Below are 16,996 nucleotides of genomic sequence, written 5' to 3'. Positions count from 1 at the left end.
ATTAGTTTATTTATAAGCATCGGTATCAATAACCAAGAAATTGTTTTTGGCGTATTCATTTCTTACTGTTGATTTGCCTGAGCCGACCTGTCCGCCGAGTAAAATTACTTCAGGGTTATTTGATGGTTTAACAAATCTCAGATATTCATTTTTGATTGCATTCTCGAAAATTCTGTCATGCTTATCTTTGGGAAGAATAAATTTATTAGCCATAAAATAAATAGTCAATCATCTTCTGAAAATACTACATCAGGAAATACTTCATTAAATTTCGGGTGAAAATTACCAGCCGCAATGGCTTTGAGTTCGTCTATATCTGCTGTACTTGGGGGGATAATTCCAACTTCATATAAATCTTGTAGAGCCTTTATATAGAGAGGATAAGCGGCATCATAAGCGGCTTGGTCGCCTGTTTCTTTAATTGAGCTGAAGTAGTGGCAAAACTTGATTTTTTCTCGTTTAACCGCCTGTTTTGCTGCGTCAATCCAAGGGTAAATGCTGGGATCTAGTGTTTTCATGATGTTTCCTTATTCATCGTTATAAATCGAGTGCGCCGAAATGGATCATAGACATAAAGAAAAAAGTCAAAATTACCATACCATACCAATGGTGGTGGGCATACTAAAGTAGGCATGGCCTAAAAGGTAGCTACCCACTTAAACATTTTTTATTTCTATTATAGATTATTAATAAAAAATACATACTTTTTCAGAATATTAAATTCTGTGATAATAAAAAGGTTTTTACTCTAGTTATAATAAATGTATTTTATGTCAGATACAAGTTAAATGGCTTTTAAGCTCGTCAATTTCCTCTAACTAATCGAGATATTTTTTAGTGATATACGTGATAACGAAACTAATTCACGATATCACTAATTAAAAAATTACGATTATACTGAATAATAATCACTCGAACCTTTACAGGATCAACAAACTCTCACAATGGTAGAATAATTAATCTTCTTTCCCTCGGATCTTCCGAGACAATCGTTTAAACCCATGAGTAAACTTTTTAATTGCCATTGCAAAAAAAGGAACCTTAATTTTGATATCAAAGCGTTCTTTCAACTCGATTGCGTCATTGGCTTTAGTTAGCCAAATAAATCCTGAGTTCGTTAAATCGATGGCCTTGATTTTTCCTTCAGGCGTTAAGATAAAATTTCCGCCATGAATATCATTAGATACTAAATTATAACTGTGCAGTTTTTCAATACAGTTTTTAACTTGCTCGCCATACTCTTTCATTTCTTCCCACTTTAAAGAGCGCCCTTCGATAAAGTTAAAAATCATATAATGGCGTTTAGTTTTTTGATCGAAAGCAACCAAATACAGTTCATAAGCAATATCGGCATTATCAAGTGATATTTTGGCGAGTTTACGAATTAAATTGAAATAAAAGTCGCCTGTAATTTTGGCGATTAAACGACGCTCTAAACGGTGCTCAACACCGCCATCAATTTTAAAAATAAATTTTGATTCATCATGATCGATTAAATAAGTATATCGCTCTAATTTATCGCTAGGATCGAGTAATTCATGATGTCCTTCTTCTGCCAAAAATTGGTCAAAAAGTTCTAAATAATTGATTTCGTCATTTTGCACATAGGCGAACTTCATATCGCCACGTTGAACTTCAATAATTTTTGCAAAGTTATTCAAATTTTATTATCCCAGAATACATCAAAAAAATTGACTTATCTTAAACATTATCTGTGTTAAAGTAAATGAAACAGTAACGTTTAACTAGTAGTACGAATAATATTAATTAAAAAGTGATGAATATTTGCTATGCCATTAAAATGATATTATGGTTAAATAATTGAATTTATATTATTGGTTAGTTATGTCTAATAGCGCATCCGAATGGTTTTTATATATTATTAGAACAGCAAAAAAATCACTCTATACTGGTATTACAACAAATGTGGAAAGAAGGCTTCACCAACATCAAACCAACAAAGGTGCAAAGCATCTAAAAGGGCAAAAAGATTTAACTATTGTGTACCGGATCTATATTGGTGACAGATCGATGGCGCTTAGGCTTGAGTACCGAATAAAACAGCTTTCTAAACAAAAAAAAGAGAAGTTAGTCACAAACCAGCCTAATTTAAACGAATTATTAAAACTACTCAATTAATACGCTTTATATTCACATCATTGGCATTAACTGTATTGTAGGAGCTTTAATTGCATCAATTTGCTTATTAAACTCAGTTAATTGTTGACGCCAAAAATCCTCATCAGTAATCCATGGAAAGGCGATAGGAAAAGCAGGATCTTGCCAACGCTCTAAAATCCATGCTAAATGATGAACCATTCTCATCGCTCTTAAAGGTTCGATAAGCTTTAATTGATGATGATCAAACTCACAAAACTCCTGATACATTTCAATCAATAAATCCAACTGTAAACGTTGCTGTTGACGATCACCATGCAGTAACATCCACAGATCTTGAATTGCAGGGCCATTACGAGAATCATCAAAATCAACAAACATTGCATTATCGCGCCATAAGATATTACCCGCATGGCAATCGGCATGTAATCGAATAGGCTGCCAATCGTTATGCCAATGCTGTTCAACAGTTTTTATTAACTGGGCTAAAATATCTTTAAGGTCAGTTTGAACTTTCTTAGAAATATAAGCGCTAGATAGCAAGATATCTTGTGGCCGATAAAGATACTCTTCTAATCCAATAGTTGGACGATGTAAAAATGTCTGCTTAGCACCAATTTGATGGATACGACCAAGCAACATACCCACAGATTCCATTTGCTCGATATTATCCATCTCATATTGTCGTCCTCCAACACTAGCAAACAACGTAAACAGATAACCTTGATATTCGTGTAGTGTCGTATTATTAAATGTTAATGGCGTAATAACGGGAACCTCAGCATCAGCTAATTGCTTAGTAAACTGATGTTCTTCAAGAATTTGCTGACAATCCCAACGATTTGGTCGATAAAACTTAACCACATAACGTTTATGATCTTCATCTTGAAATTGATAAACACGATTTTCATAACTATTTAACACAGTCAAACCAGAATCTATACTCAATCCTATTGAAGATAGGCTATCAATAATTAAATCAGGTGATAAAGATTGAAACGAAAATGTTGAACTATTCATTGAATGATCCTTTATTGCAAACTAAACCATTCATCTAATTTTTGTTTTAGAGCTTCAAGTCCAATACGCTTAGGTGATGAAAAAGGAGCAACAGTAATATCTCCTTGAAAAGGTAAAATGGCTTCTTTCACCATATTAACTTGTTTTTTTTGAGAGCCAGAAGCTAATTTATCAGCTTTAGTAAGCAGTAACATAATAGGGATATCAACAGAAACCGCCCACTCAATCATCTGTTGATCTAAATCTTTTAACGGATGTCTAATATCCATCAATACAACCAAACCTTTTAAACTTTCACGTTTTTGCAGATATTCGCCTAATGCTTTTTGCCATTTACGCTTTATCGCCTCTGGCACTTGAGCATAGCCATAACCGGGTAAATCTACTAAACGGCAATTTTCTTCAACTTCGAAAAGATTAATAAGTTGGGTTCGACCTGGCGTTTTACTCGTTCTAGCAAGCCCTTTTTGATTGGTTAATGTATTAAGTGCGCTTGATTTACCAGCGTTAGAACGACCAGCAAAAGCAATTTCAACACCATTATCAACAGGTAGATGAGAAATATCAGGTGCACTCAAAATAAAATGAGTTTTAGCATAATTTAATGGGTGAATATTGGTCATAAATAAGTATCCTTTAAATGCAACGGCATTTAATTGACTAAAATGTCGTTACTGTATAGAAAAACTTAAGAATTGACAACTTTTTCCACAGCTTTTGCTAATCGAGTCATACCTTCTTTAATTTCATCTTCAGAAATAATTAGTGATGGGGTAAGGCGTAAAACATTAGATCCGGCATTTAAAATCATCACTTTAAATTCGGATGCTACGTTCAAAAAATCACGAGCTTTATTGTGAAATTTGGGTTGTAATTCTACGCCTAACAATAACCCCTTTCCACGATACTCTCGGAATAATTTAAATTTATCATTAATTTTTTCTAATTGCTCAATAAATACAGCACGTCGTTTTTGCACACCTTCAAGTATTTCAGGAGAATTAATAATATCAAAAGCCTCGCAACCCACAGCACAAGCTAAAGGGTTACCACCATAAGTTGTACCATGTACACCGGGATGCATAACTGAAGCAATTTCGTCTGTTGTTAACATAGCACTAATAGGAAATCCACCACCCAGTGCTTTAGCTGAGGTTAAAATATCTGGCTTTACATCATATTGTTGATAAGTAAATAAACTGCCTGTTCGACCCATTCCACATTGCACTTCATCAAACACCAGTAACGCTTTATATTCATCACATAGCTCACGCAAACCTTGTAAAAATTCGGGTGTGGCTGAAGTTAATCCACCTTCACCTTGCACAGGCTCTAGTACAACCGCACAAGTATGATCATCCATTACGGCTTTAACTGCATCAAGATCATTAAAAGGAACATGAATAATATCAGCTGGTTTTGGACCAAAACCATCCGAATACTTAGCCTGACCACCAACAGAGACGGTAAAAAATGTACGCCCATGAAAAGATTGATAAAAAGCAATAATTTTAGTCTTATAAGGATTGTATTTATGTATTGCGTAATGACGAGCTAATTTAAACGCAGCTTCATTAGCTTCGGCACCAGAATTTGCAAAAAAAACACGTTCAGCAAACGTATTATCGATAAGTTTTTGAGCAAGATTTAAAGCCGGCTCATTAGTAAAAACATTACTTACATGCCATAACTTTTCACTTTGTTCATGTAATGCTTTAACTAATCTTGGATGACAATGCCCAAGCGCATTTACAGCGATGCCACCTGCAAAATCAATATATTCTTCACCATTTTGATCCCAAACACGACTCCCTTTACCCTTTACGGGGATAAATTTTGCTGGTGCATAAATAGGTAAAATAACTTTATCAAAAAGTTCACGTGTGATTTTTGGCTGCATTGTTTAATCCTTATTTATTTTATTAACTAGTTCCTATCATTTTAATCAAACTAATTGCGGTGTAAAGTAAATAATTATTCAAATATTTTAAATTAATATTCACTCATTAAAGGCGAATTCAATTTAAAATTAATATAATAATTTTCTTCTTATCTATAATTATTTTCAGGTATAATTAGCCACTATTCGTTAAGTGTACTTAAAAGAGATAAAAATGAGCCGTGTCGTTTATTGCCATTATTTAAAAAAAGAAGCAGAGGGATTAGATTTTCAACTTTATCCAGGGGAGATTGGAAAACGTATTTTTAACGAAATATCCAAACAGGCATGGCAAGAATGGCTCAAAAAACAAACAATGCTCATTAACGAACATAAACTCAATATGATGAATCTAGAACACCGAAAAAAAATTGAAGCTGAAATGATCAAATTTCTATTTGAAGGCGAAGAAGTTGTTATTGATGGATATAAACCGCAAAATTGAGATGTAAAATGAAAAAAAATAAAAAAATCATCGCGTTAATTATTTCTGTAACTCTTCTAACAGGTTGCCCTAGTACGAATTCAAAAAAAAATGAAAACAATTATGTTAAAGATACTAATGCTTTTAATATCTTAATTAGTCAATATGCTAATAACATTGAAGAAATTTGGGGTCCGAAAGAAGTCCTTATTGCAGGGCCTAAAGATTATGTTCAATATGAAGATAATTTAAAAACGCGTGTCCATATTAACTTTGTTTCTGGTGTGATTACTATTGAAACGATGGCAGAATCACCAATAGAAAACCTAAAAGAAGCGATAGTTTCGACATTACTTATGTCAGAGCCAGTTGACATTATACGACATGACAAAATCAGTCAAGACTTATCTCAAGAACCATTTCTATACAATCAGGTATTAGATCAAGAGCATCAACCGATTCGTTGGAGTGGCAGAGCCAATAGTTTTGCTGATTATCTGCTTAGCAATAATATAAAAACTCGCTGGTCTGGTTCTTATAAAATTACTTATGTTGAAATTAAACTTGTTCCTAACCACATAAATCAACGTGCCAGAAAATTCTTACCAATAGTAGCTGAAGCTTCTAATCGTTATTTTATTGATGAACGCTTGATCTTAGCCATTATGGAAGTTGAATCTGCATTTAACCCATATGCTGTCAGCCGTACTGATGCGCTTGGACTAATGCAAGTACAACAACACACCGCTGGGCGTGATATTTTCAAATTACAAGGCAAATCGGGTGAACCAAGTCGAAAATTCTTACTCGATCCGCGTAATAATGTTGATATAGGTACAGCTTATTTATCTTTATTAAAAACGAAATACTTAGCAGGCATTAATAACCCAATTTCGTTAAGATACGCCGTGATCACATCTTATAATGGAGGAGTAGGAAGTGTGTTGCGTACGTTTTCTAACGATCGCAATGAAGCTATCAACATCATAAACTCAATGACACCACAACAGGTTTATCGAAAACTTGTCACTTCTCACGTTTCGCAAGAGTCACGTAATTATCTAATAAAAGTCAATAGAATCTTAGATAATAAATAAGTTATAAAAAAATAAATATTTTCTCATCATTCATAAGTAATGATGAGGAAATATATCATTTACCAGCTCATAAACGAATGATAAAGCAAAATGGATTTAATGGTTGTTTAAAGATAACACAACATAATCAGTCAACATCTAGCGATTCAGAAGCTAACAAACAATAGCTAACTAACAAAAGGTAATAAACAAAAGTCTAAGCGATTGTGGGTAAAACACTCTAACAGTTTTTAAAGAATTATTTTAATTAAAAATTTACTTATCTATAAAGTGAATGATTTTCATCTTTACATTTCTTTACAAAAAAATCCGCCAAAAAACTAGCCAACAATTTTTTAAATGGTTATACTTTAACCGCTATAGGAAAGCAAGCTTTTTAAATAATCGGAAAATAATAAAAATTCAAATAAAACAAATAATTACTTGACAGGTAAACCATAATGCATTATCATTTTAGACACCAGACACCAACACTGGCAAACCTATGTCTTAAATTTATTAAATAATCTTATTCGAAGAGCTTTTACACAAAACTTATTTATACCTTCCAAATTATCTCTCAACGTATTATCAAAATTGTCTCAAAAAAGCTTATTGGTGTTGGGGCTGTTATTATTGTTATCTTCATGGAATTTACAGGCGAATGGCAAAAAATCTCGAACAGGTAATCGTAGTGATGCAATAATGCTACCGTCGCCAGTTATCAATTATGTAAGGCCAAATCTACTTTTGGGTGATGAAGAAAGAGCGGGTCCAGCTGACATATGGAATCCCGATAAGGGCTTTTTAGTACAATCAATTGATTTTGAATCAATTCATCCTGAATCATACAGTCTTAATTTTCCGACCACGGGTGGGCATAATTTATATTTTGATTTACTCATAAGTGGAGTAGATATAAAGGAATTGACATGGGAACCCATTACTTTGGGGGGCATCACTGCGACAGTGACAAATGTTGTAGCTAATGATAAGTGGATCCCTGATGAAGATAAGGGACAAGTTGTCGCTCGTGTTAAGCTAACAGGTCCAGAGGCAAGAAATCAATGGTACAATCCTCATCCTAACCCAATTGCTAAGCCACAGTTACCACAGACGTTTGAGTTAGTGGGTAGAGATATTAATACTGGTGATGAGGTAGTAAAATATGGATTTAAGTTAAAGCAGTGGTTTGTTAACCGAGGAGGTAAATATGATACAGCCCCAGCTCAAACAACATGGTGTAGTCGTTTGGGGTATCGTCTTACGCAGGTAAGAGATTTAACCAATGCAGTCAGAACAGCTAGTTTTCCTATTTCTAGTGCCACGCCGTCGTCATCTGAAAATTATTACCAGCGTCGAATTGGAGCTGGATTTTTCACGGAGTGGGGCTACATGTCCCATTACGCTAATGCGGATTTCGCTTACAGTACTCACTCCCACTATGGTTATTGGACGATCAACGCCATACCTAACCGTCAGTTCTATGTCTACTCGGACACTGGCTACATCAATAGCAATCACATGGGTGCTACCTTCGGGTATTATGCTGTTTGCACCACACCTTAGATTTTAGTGTTTATTTCTTAATCCTTAGGCTCAGGAATAGTTTATGGTGCAAATAAAGGATAATATAACAAAGAACCAAGCCTCTGAGGCGTTAGGTATTGAGCAGGAAAAGCCTGCGAGCTTTGCGCTTTAATGACTGAAAGCCAAAATAGTGCTCTGATCGATACAAATTAAAATCTTGCGCTTTTGTTATTAACTAGCTGTTATTAACAAGTTATTATTAAATAACAAAAGCGCTTTTCTTAAAAAGCAGAATCCAGTGTAATAAAAAAACTATTCTATAAGTGTTTGATTTCATTTAAAATAAAAAAATAAATAAAATCAATAGTCTACCTGAACGATTTTAGAGCAAAAAATACGCTTATAGCACGGCAAAGTTAATATGGCTAATTTTAATCACGTCCGATAGGTTGATTCTAAATAAGATTAGCTCCCCACTAGGTATAAATCTTCCTAAAAATTTTAATTCACTATTTTTACTATAAGTAACCTCTTTAATAATGAGGGATTTTTGTGGTTTTAAAGTTTTTTAATAAAAAAAACGTGATCTGCTTCAAATTTTGAGTATACTATGCGTCTCATAAAACCCTAGTTTTTTTGAGGATGTTAGTTTGAGTACCAATAAACTTGTGGATTCATATTCTCCCGCACAAATGACCCAAATTGCTGAAGATCTTGGCAATTACAAAGTAAACAAACACCCATGTAGTACGATTTTATCCGCAATGCTTGCTGGTGTTTATATCTCTATCGCTTTTGTATTTTATATTACCGTAACAACCGGAACAGCAACCGTTGCTTTTGGTTTGGCAAAATTAGTCGGCGGTATTTGTTTCTCTTTAGGACTTATGCTTGTTGTTTGTTGTGGTTCTGACTTATTTACTTCAACAGTATTGACCATTTTACCTAAAATGACCCATAAAATTGGCTGGACTAAAATGATTCGTAATTGGATTTTGGTCTATGTTGGTAACTTTATTGGTGCTATACTGTTTGTTACAGTTATTTGGTTTTCAGGTCAGTATATGGTAGCCAATGGTTTGTGGGGACTAAATATTTTACAAACCGCTGATCATAAATTACATCACACCTTTATTGAGGCAGTATGTCTTGGCTTTTTAGCTAATCTAATGGTCTGTTTGGCCGCCTGGTTGAGTTACGCTGGTCGTAGCTTACTTGATAAAATGCTAATTATGGTTTTACCTGTTGCAATGTTTGTTGCCAGCGGTTTTGAGCATAGTATTGCAAATATGTTTATGATTCCTATGGGTATTGTGATTAAGAACTTTGCGTCCCCTGAGTTTTGGCAAGCAGTTGGTGTGTCGGCAGATGCATTTAAAGAGTTAACTGTATCGCATTTTGTATTTAAAAATTTAATTCCAGTTACAATTGGGAATATTTTAGGTGGTTTAGCTGTAGCACTACCTTATTGGGCTTTATATTTACGTAAGCCACATTGATTTTATAATATTTACCCTCATATGTAATAGGGTAAATAGTTATTTTTGTAAACCTGAGGTGAAAATTATGAGTAATTTAAACGAAGTACAAGCAGCAGCTTGGAAAGGATTTAAAGATGGTGATTGGCAAAATAATGTTAATGTCCGCGATTTTATTCAAAAAAACTACACGCCATATGAGGGCGATGAGTCTTTCTTAGCTGGCGCAACTGAAGCCACAACTAAGTTATGGGATAAAGTAATGGAAGGCATTAAAATTGAAAATGCTACCCATGCCCCTGTGGATTTTGATACAAGTGTTATTTCGACAATTACTGCTCATGATGCAGGTTATATTGAAAAAGATTTAGAAAAAATTGTTGGCTTACAAACTGAAAAACCATTAAAACGTGCAATTATTCCGTTTGGTGGTATCAAAATGATCGAGAATTCATGTAAAGCTTATAACAGAACGCTTGATCCTTTAGTCAAAAAAATCTTTACTGAATATCGTAAAACTCATAACCAAGGTGTTTTCGATATTTATACTCCAGATATTCTTCGTTGTCGTAAATCAGGTGTTATTACAGGTCTTCCTGATGCTTATGGCCGTGGTCGTATTATTGGTGACTACCGTCGTGTTGCGCTCTACGGTATCGACTACTTAATGCAAGATAAATTTGCACAATTCAATTCACTACAAGCTGATTTCGAAAACGGTGTTGATCTTCCAATGATTATGCAACGTCGTGAAGAAATTGCTGAACAACATCGTGCACTTGGCCAAATTAAAGAAATGGCAGCTAAATACGGCTTCGATATTTCTGCCCCAGCAAAAACTGCACAAGAAGCAGTTCAATGGACATATTTTGGTTATTTAGCTGCGGTTAAATCACAAAATGGTGCTGCAATGTCATTAGGTCGTACTTCGACTTTCTTTGATATTTACTTCCAACGCGATCTTGAAGCTGGTTTAATTACAGAAAAAGATGCTCAAGAAATTGTTGACCATTTTGTTATGAAGTTACGTATGGTTCGTTTCTTACGTACGCCAGAATATGATGAATTATTCTCTGGTGACCCAATTTGGGCAACTGAATCTATCGCTGGTATGGGTGTTGACGGTCGTACATTAGTTACTAAGACTTCTTTCCGTTTCTTAAATACTTTATATACAATGGGTCCATCTCCAGAACCTAATATGACAATCCTTTGGTCTGAAAAATTACCAAGTGGATTTAAAGAGTTCGCATCAAAAGTATCTATCGATACATCATCATTACAATATGAAAATGATGATTTAATGCGTCCTGACTTTAACAATGATGACTATGCTATTGCATGTTGTGTAAGCCCAATGATTGTTGGTAAACAAATGCAATTCTTTGGTGCGCGTGCAAACCTTGCTAAAACTCTACTATACGCAATCAACGGCGGTGTGGATGAAAAATTAAAAATGCAAGTTGGTCCTAAAGAGGCTCCAATCACTGATGAATATTTAGATTTTGATACAGTGTTTGCTCGTTTAGACCACTTTATGGATTGGTTAGCAAAACAATACGTAACTGCATTAAATGCTATTCACTATATGCACGATAAATACAGCTATGAAGCATCATTAATGGCGCTTCATGATCGTGATGTTATTCGTACTATGGCATGTGGTATTGCTGGTCTTTCAGTTGCAGCTGACTCTCTTTCTGCGATTAAGTATGCAAAAGTAAAAGCAATTCGTGATGAAGATGGTTTAGCTACTGACTTTGAAATTGAAGGTGAATATCCACAATTTGGTAATAACGATCCACGAGTTGATGATATCGCTGTTGATTTAGTTGAACGTTTTATGAAGAAAATTCAAAAACTTAAAACTTATCGTAATGCAACACCTACACAATCTGTATTAACCATTACATCAAACGTTGTTTATGGTAAGAAAACAGGTAATACTCCAGACGGACGTCGTGCTGGTGCGCCATTTGGACCAGGTGCCAACCCAATGCACGGTCGTGACCAAAAAGGTGCGGTAGCTTCATTAACATCTGTTGCTAAACTTCCATTTGCTTATGCTAAAGATGGTATTTCTTATACTTTCTCTATCGTTCCAAATGCATTAGGTAAAGATGATGATGTGCGTAAACGCAACTTAGCTGGTTTAATGGATGGTTATTTCCATCACGAAGCTACAGTAGAAGGTGGTCAACATCTAAATGTTAATGTATTAAATCGTGATACATTATTAGATGCGATGGAACATCCTGAAAAATATCCACAATTAACTATTCGTGTTTCTGGATATGCGGTGCGTTTCAACTCATTAACTAAAGAACAACAAAATGACGTAATTAACCGTACATTTACACAAAAAATGTAATTTAGTTAATTGTTAACTTAATCGAAATAGCGTCTTTAAAGGCGCTATTTTTTTATCAGTGCAAATATTATTTTTGCCATCTTTAAATTAAATATTAATACGATGATAATAATTTAATATTGTTGATATTTATCCAGTATAATTAATCAAAATATAATTCGTGACGATTAATACTATTGGTTTAAGTTTGACGGTAGTGGAGTTAAAATTATTAAAAAGTCATATGAGCAATGATTCGAGATTATCTATGGAACAACAAAATATTATTATGACAACTAATTCGCCTATTAAAGGCCGTATCCACTCTTTTGAATCCTTTGGTACTGTTGATGGTCCAGGGATTCGTTTTATTGTTTTTTTTCAAGGTTGCTTAATGCGTTGCTTGTATTGCCATAATCGTGATACATGGGATTTAAAAGCTGGCCGAGAGGTCACCGTTGATGAGCTTATGAAAGAAATTGTTTCTTACAAAAGTTTTATTATGCCTAATGGTGGTGGTGTGACAGCTTCGGGCGGTGAGGCTACGTTACAAGCTGAGTTTGTTACTCAATGGTTTAGAGCTTGTCATCAAGAAGGCATTAGTACTTGTTTGGATACTAATGGTTATGCAAGGCAGCTCGACCATGTTGTTGATGAACTTTTAGAAGTAACAGATTTGGTCATGCTTGATTTAAAGCAAGTTAATGATGAAATTCATCAAAAATTAGTTGGAGTACCAAATAAACGAGTTCTTGAGTTTGCTAAATATTTGCAAAAAATTAATAAGCGAACTTGGATACGTTATGTTGTTGTTCCTGGGTGGACTGATGATGATAATTCAGCACATCTGCTTGGTAAATTTATTGAGGGGATGGATAATATTGAGCGTGTAGAATTACTTGCTTATCATAAACTAGGTGCTTATAAATGGGATACGATTGGTGATAAATATAAGTTGGAAGGCGTTGAGGCTCCACCAAGAGAAACCCTTGATAGGATCCAAGGTATTTTAGAAAGCTATGGTCATTATGTTACATTTAGTAAATAGTTGATAGATTGTTTGATAAGAGGCGCATTCAATTGTGCCTCTTTTGTATCTATTGTAATCTTTTTCGTTTTATTGCACGTATAACAAAAATCCCACCCTCAAAAGCTAGAATGCAGACAGATAACCAAATAAATCCATATGATACAATATGTTCTGATGAAACTTTCTCATGCAAAAACAGTATAGAAATAACTGTTAGTAGTACTGGCTCTACATATCCTAATAAACCAAATAATCCCATGGGCAGTAAGCGACTTGCAACAAAATAGATTGCAAAAGCAATAGCCGTGATGATCCCCAAGGTTGGTATGTAAATCGGGAAATGAGAAAGATCACTAATTATTTTGTCTAAACGATAATTTAAGGCACAATATATAAGGCACCCTAGGAAGATAAAGAAAAAGTCAGAAAACGTGCCCACAATGCCATCTATTCGCAATTTGCGCCTTGTCATAAAGTAGATTGGATACCCCAAAGCAATAACAGCGGTTTCCCATGAGAAAGCACCAGTGATGTAAATTTCAATGGCAACGCCTAATACTGCAAGTGCAACAGCTATTTTTTGCAAGAAGCTGAGCTTTTCTTTATAAAAAATTTGCCCAGAAATCACCATTGCTAGTGGCAATAAAAAATAACCTAGCGATGCTGATAACCCATGTCCGTTAAGTGGTGCCCAAATAAAAATCATCATCTGTATTGTGAGCAAAACAGAAGAAAATAATAACCCCAATAAAAAAAGTGGTTGTTGTTTTATTCGTCTAAAAAGTGCAGTTATAACTGACCACTGTTTTCCAGCAATGATTAATATAACTATTGCAGGAAATGAAGTTAGTAATCGCCAACAAAAAATATCAACAACAGATAAGGAGTGTAACAAAACTGGGTAGTAATACAGTAACCCAAATAGACATGATGCCAGTATTGAAAGCGCTACACCTTTTATCATTTTTTTCACCTTTATTAATAAAAAAATAGCGCTAATAGATAGCGCTATTCTCTAAGATAATGTAAGTTATTTAATAAACTCAACACCATTCATATAAGGCACTAAAACGGATGGAACCTTAATTGAACCATCTGCTTGTTGATAGTTTTCCATAATAGCAACAAGGGTACGTCCAACAGCTAGACCAGAACCATTTAGTGTGTGTACTAAATATGTTTTATTATCAGCTTTATTACGATAACGAGCTTGCATACGGCGAGCTTGGAAATCCCACATATTTGAGCAAGAAGAAATTTCTCGGTATGTATTTTGAGCTGGTACCCATACTTCAAGGTCATAGGTTTTACAAGAGCCAAAGCCCATATCTCCAGTACATAACACAATTTTTCGATATGGTAATTCAAGTAATTGTAATACTTTTTCTGCGTGAGCGGTTAACTCTTCTAATGCTTTCATAGATTCTTCAGGCTTAACAATTTGAACCAATTCTACTTTATCAAATTGATGCATACGAATTAAGCCGCGAGTATCTTTACCATAAGAGCCAGCCTCAGAGCGGAAGCAAGGGGTGTGTGCTGTCATTTTTAATGGTAATACACTTTCATCAAGGATTTCATCGCGCACAAGATTAGTTACAGGCACTTCGGCAGTTGGAATTAATGCATAATTACTGCTTTCAGCTTCTTCATCAAGCGGTTTAGTATGAAATAAGTCACCTGCAAACTTTGGCAATTGTCCTGTTCCAAAAAGTGTTGCTTGATTGACTAAATACGGTACATAAATTTCGGCATAACCATGCTGTTCTGTATGTAAATCTAACATGAATTGAGTAATAGCACGATGTAAGCGTGCGATTTGTGATTTCATAACCACAAAACGTGCACCTGTGAGTTTTACCCCTGCTGCAAAGTCAAGATCACCAAAGCGTTCTCCTAATGCAACATGATCTTGAATTGGGAAATCAAATTTTCTTGGTGTGCCAAAGCGTGAAATTTCAACATTATCATTTTCATCTTTTCCATCAGGAACAGAGTCATCAGGAATATTTGGGATAGTGGAAGCGATATCTTTAATTTTGCTTAGTAGGATATCAAGCTCTGCTTTAGCACTATTGAGTTTTTCACCAAGTTTATTGACTTCTTCACGGACAGCTGTAATATCTTCGCCTCGTGCTTTTGCTTCACCAATTGCTTTTGAACGAGCATTACGTTCGGCTTGTAAGTTCTCGGTTTCAACTTGTAATACTTTGCGTTTTTCTTCTAAGTGACGAATCGTATCAATATCTAATTTAAATCCTCGACGTGCTAATTTATTAGCGACAAGATCCAATTCATTTCGGAGTAAATTTGGGTCCAACATAAATAGTGTCCATTATTAACTAGGGAATATCTTTCTACTTTATCGTTATTCTATTATAGAAAACAGAACATATAAATTAAAAAGTAGATTAATTTACCGATATTAAAATTTGTTAGCTTAGTATACTAGAATTATATTGGGATTCAACCGAAATGGCGACCAGAAGAACTTTAGGGAACTAGTAAAATATTATTTATTCAAATAGATAGACGATAAGCTGTTTTTTGATATATTAATCATATACAAATAAATATTTTTCATAATATCGGCTAGAGGGCTGTTTATCTTTGAATAAAAAGAAAATAAAAAGCATAAAGATGTTGTTATAATATAATTTCGAATTACTTAATATCGATATAATCATCAGATTATTTGATTATTTAGGATGATAATAGTAAGCACAGTGAATTAATCTCACAATATACATATACAGCTCATGGTAATTGAAATAGATTGAATAGGCTGTAGCTATTTTGTCCACGTTTTTGTTCTGATTTCTTCTTGAAGCTGTAATTTTGCAAACATTCGTTTAGGCTTGAGATTTTTCGCTTCTAACTCTTTTAAACATCTGATATCCGAAATTTCTAGATCATCGTATTTTTCCTCCATTTATAAAAAGTTGAATACCCCATATCTTATTTGAGGCAAAGCGCTTTAATTGAGAAACGTGCTTTAACTTTTTTAATATCGGTACGATTTGGTGCTTATCACCTTTTTCATATTCAAATTCTCTTTTACTTTTATTATAGACAATTTTCTACTTTTTAGAAGATAGTTATAATAAAGGGGGGGAGCTTTTAGTTCCCCTTTTTATTCGTTTTATTGTATTTTAGTTTTTGGTTGATGTTGATGTAAGTAGGTTTCCTAAAAAAACTAATAAATATCAATAATGAAGTCAATATCTTGTTGTTCTTGTAATTTTACCCTTAACAATTCTTTAAGCTCTTTTATTAAGCTATTTAGTTCAAATATTTCTTTTTTTGTGAGTAGCCCTGTTTTTGATTTTAATTCTTTAATTCTTAAAATTTTTTGCTTGATATTTTTGCACATTATTTACACTCCTTTCATTATTTAAATTTACTATAACTTATTACTTTTTAAAAATATTTGAAAGATTTCAACGATCAGTAACATCAATTGATATAGGTTTTAGCTATCGTGCGCTATTTAATCGATCTGTAAAACCGATCATAATATACTACCAATCAAAATTGATTTAAAGAATAAGAAAAAGATAAGTTATGTTTTGGTAAAAATGTAGTAGATGATATCGTCGATTTTTATCAAAAAAATCAAATTGAATATAAAGAATTATGGAAAATATTAATCAAATTTTTAATATTTCAGTATCGGATTGTAATGATTCTGTAAATTGGTAGCTTGATTATAAATGGATAAATAGACGTGTTTATCGAGTATATTGTGAGTTAAGGCTTAACCTCAGAATAAAACATAGAAGCGTATTTCATTTCGAACACCAGAAAAGTTATCATATTTCTAATAAACAAGGTGAATGTTGGTCAATGGATTTTATGAGTGACAGTAGTCGTAATCAACGTCGCTTTAGGACATTCAATGTCATCGATGACTTTAATCGTGAGGCGTTAGGGATTGATATTGCAGTAAGCTTACCAGCAGGAAGGATTACCCGTTACTTAGATAAACTGGCCGAATATCATGGGTATCCATTAAAAATACGGGTCGATAA

16 protein-coding genes and 1 pseudogene are annotated in these 16,996 nt (G+C 34.0%); 8 read left to right on the top strand and 9 right to left on the bottom strand.

Annotated features, from left to right (window positions below):
- Nucleotides 1–6 precede the first annotated feature (6 nt).
- The 3 genes from B9N71_RS06515 to B9N71_RS06505 form a co-directional block, all read right to left on the bottom strand.
- Nucleotides 7–228, bottom strand: a complete 222-nt coding sequence (locus tag B9N71_RS06515) for a zeta toxin family protein (protein ID WP_065590385.1) — start codon at nucleotides 226–228, stop codon at nucleotides 7–9.
- Nucleotides 225–518, bottom strand: a complete 294-nt coding sequence (locus B9N71_RS06510; RefSeq protein ID WP_085164917.1) for a hypothetical protein — start codon at nucleotides 516–518, stop codon at nucleotides 225–227. Before B9N71_RS06510 ends, B9N71_RS06515 begins: the two co-directional genes overlap by 4 nt.
- 438 nt (nucleotides 519–956) lie before the next feature.
- Entirely contained in the window at nucleotides 957–1,661 is a 705-nt protein-coding gene (locus B9N71_RS06505) for a lipopolysaccharide core heptose(II) kinase RfaY (protein WP_085164915.1), read from the bottom strand.
- Nucleotides 1,662–1,845: 184 nt separating this feature from the next.
- On the opposite strand from B9N71_RS06505, the gene B9N71_RS06500 reads away from it, so the two are divergent.
- Nucleotides 1,846–2,139, top strand: coding sequence for a GIY-YIG nuclease family protein (locus tag B9N71_RS06500; RefSeq protein ID WP_034914645.1), 294 nt, complete (start codon nucleotides 1,846–1,848; stop codon nucleotides 2,137–2,139).
- A gap of 12 nt (nucleotides 2,140–2,151) precedes the next feature.
- On the opposite strand, the gene B9N71_RS06495 is transcribed toward B9N71_RS06500, so the two are convergent.
- From B9N71_RS06495 to argD, 3 genes are all read right to left on the bottom strand, one after another.
- Nucleotides 2,152–3,138: a serine/threonine protein kinase gene (locus B9N71_RS06495; protein WP_085164913.1), complete on the bottom strand. Its 987-nt coding sequence runs from the start codon at nucleotides 3,136–3,138 to the stop codon at nucleotides 2,152–2,154.
- An 11-nt stretch (nucleotides 3,139–3,149) separates the two neighbouring features.
- Nucleotides 3,150–3,761 (bottom strand): ribosome biogenesis GTP-binding protein YihA/YsxC, encoded by a 612-nt coding sequence (gene yihA, locus B9N71_RS06490; protein WP_085164912.1) that lies wholly within the window; start codon nucleotides 3,759–3,761, stop codon nucleotides 3,150–3,152.
- Nucleotides 3,762–3,826: 65 nt separating this feature from the next.
- Nucleotides 3,827–5,038: a bifunctional acetylornithine/succinyldiaminopimelate transaminase gene (gene argD / locus B9N71_RS06485; protein ID WP_085164910.1), complete on the bottom strand. Its 1,212-nt coding sequence runs from the start codon at nucleotides 5,036–5,038 to the stop codon at nucleotides 3,827–3,829.
- A gap of 214 nt (nucleotides 5,039–5,252) precedes the next feature.
- On the opposite strand from argD, the gene B9N71_RS06480 reads away from it, so the two are divergent.
- From B9N71_RS06480 to pflA, 6 genes are all read left to right on the top strand, one after another.
- Nucleotides 5,253–5,522, top strand: a complete 270-nt coding sequence (locus B9N71_RS06480) for an oxidative damage protection protein (RefSeq protein ID WP_034914624.1) — start codon at nucleotides 5,253–5,255, stop codon at nucleotides 5,520–5,522.
- 8 nt (nucleotides 5,523–5,530) lie between these two features.
- On the top strand, nucleotides 5,531–6,598 hold the full coding sequence (mltC, locus tag B9N71_RS06475; RefSeq protein ID WP_034914627.1) for a membrane-bound lytic murein transglycosylase MltC: 1,068 nt from the start codon (nucleotides 5,531–5,533) through the stop codon (nucleotides 6,596–6,598).
- Between the two features lie 576 nt (nucleotides 6,599–7,174).
- A complete protein-coding gene (locus tag B9N71_RS06470; protein WP_143422071.1) occupies nucleotides 7,175–8,146 on the top strand; it encodes a hypothetical protein in 972 nt (323 codons plus the stop codon).
- A 611-nt stretch (nucleotides 8,147–8,757) separates the two neighbouring features.
- Nucleotides 8,758–9,606, top strand: coding sequence for a formate transporter FocA (focA, locus tag B9N71_RS06465; protein WP_081296722.1), 849 nt, complete (start codon nucleotides 8,758–8,760; stop codon nucleotides 9,604–9,606).
- 67 nt (nucleotides 9,607–9,673) lie between these two features.
- The gene (gene pflB, locus B9N71_RS06460) at nucleotides 9,674–11,956 is read left to right on the top strand and encodes a formate C-acetyltransferase (protein ID WP_085164906.1); all 2,283 of its coding nucleotides are present in this window, start codon (nucleotides 9,674–9,676) and stop codon (nucleotides 11,954–11,956) included.
- 247 nt (nucleotides 11,957–12,203) lie between these two features.
- Nucleotides 12,204–12,983 carry a pyruvate formate lyase 1-activating protein gene (pflA, locus tag B9N71_RS06455; RefSeq protein ID WP_218055817.1) on the top strand — a complete coding sequence of 260 codons (780 nt, stop codon included), beginning with the start codon at nucleotides 12,204–12,206 and terminating at the stop codon, nucleotides 12,981–12,983.
- A 49-nt stretch (nucleotides 12,984–13,032) separates the two neighbouring features.
- Here the strand turns inward: pflA and rarD are convergent, their stop codons facing one another.
- The 3 genes from rarD to B9N71_RS13000 all read right to left on the bottom strand — a co-directional run bounded on the left by rarD (nucleotide 13,033) and on the right by B9N71_RS13000 (nucleotide 16,338).
- The gene (rarD, locus tag B9N71_RS06450) at nucleotides 13,033–13,929 is read right to left on the bottom strand and encodes an EamA family transporter RarD (protein WP_065589601.1); all 897 of its coding nucleotides are present in this window, start codon (nucleotides 13,927–13,929) and stop codon (nucleotides 13,033–13,035) included.
- A gap of 66 nt (nucleotides 13,930–13,995) precedes the next feature.
- Nucleotides 13,996–15,288 carry a serine--tRNA ligase gene (gene serS / locus B9N71_RS06445; RefSeq protein ID WP_085164904.1) on the bottom strand — a complete coding sequence of 431 codons (1,293 nt, stop codon included), beginning with the start codon at nucleotides 15,286–15,288 and terminating at the stop codon, nucleotides 13,996–13,998.
- Between the two features lie 873 nt (nucleotides 15,289–16,161).
- Complete coding sequence (locus B9N71_RS13000) at nucleotides 16,162–16,338, bottom strand: hypothetical protein (protein ID WP_155266131.1); 177 nt, start codon at nucleotides 16,336–16,338, stop codon at nucleotides 16,162–16,164.
- Between the two features lie 464 nt (nucleotides 16,339–16,802).
- Between B9N71_RS13000 and B9N71_RS13510 the strand changes: the two are divergent.
- A pseudogene (locus B9N71_RS13510) lies at nucleotides 16,803–16,996 on the top strand (IS3 family transposase); the annotation flags it as partial.

Source organism: Gilliamella bombi (genome assembly GCF_900103255.1).
Classification (GTDB): domain Bacteria; phylum Pseudomonadota; class Gammaproteobacteria; order Enterobacterales; family Orbaceae; genus Gilliamella; species Gilliamella bombi.
This window is presented reverse-complemented; position numbering and strand designations above follow the sequence as displayed.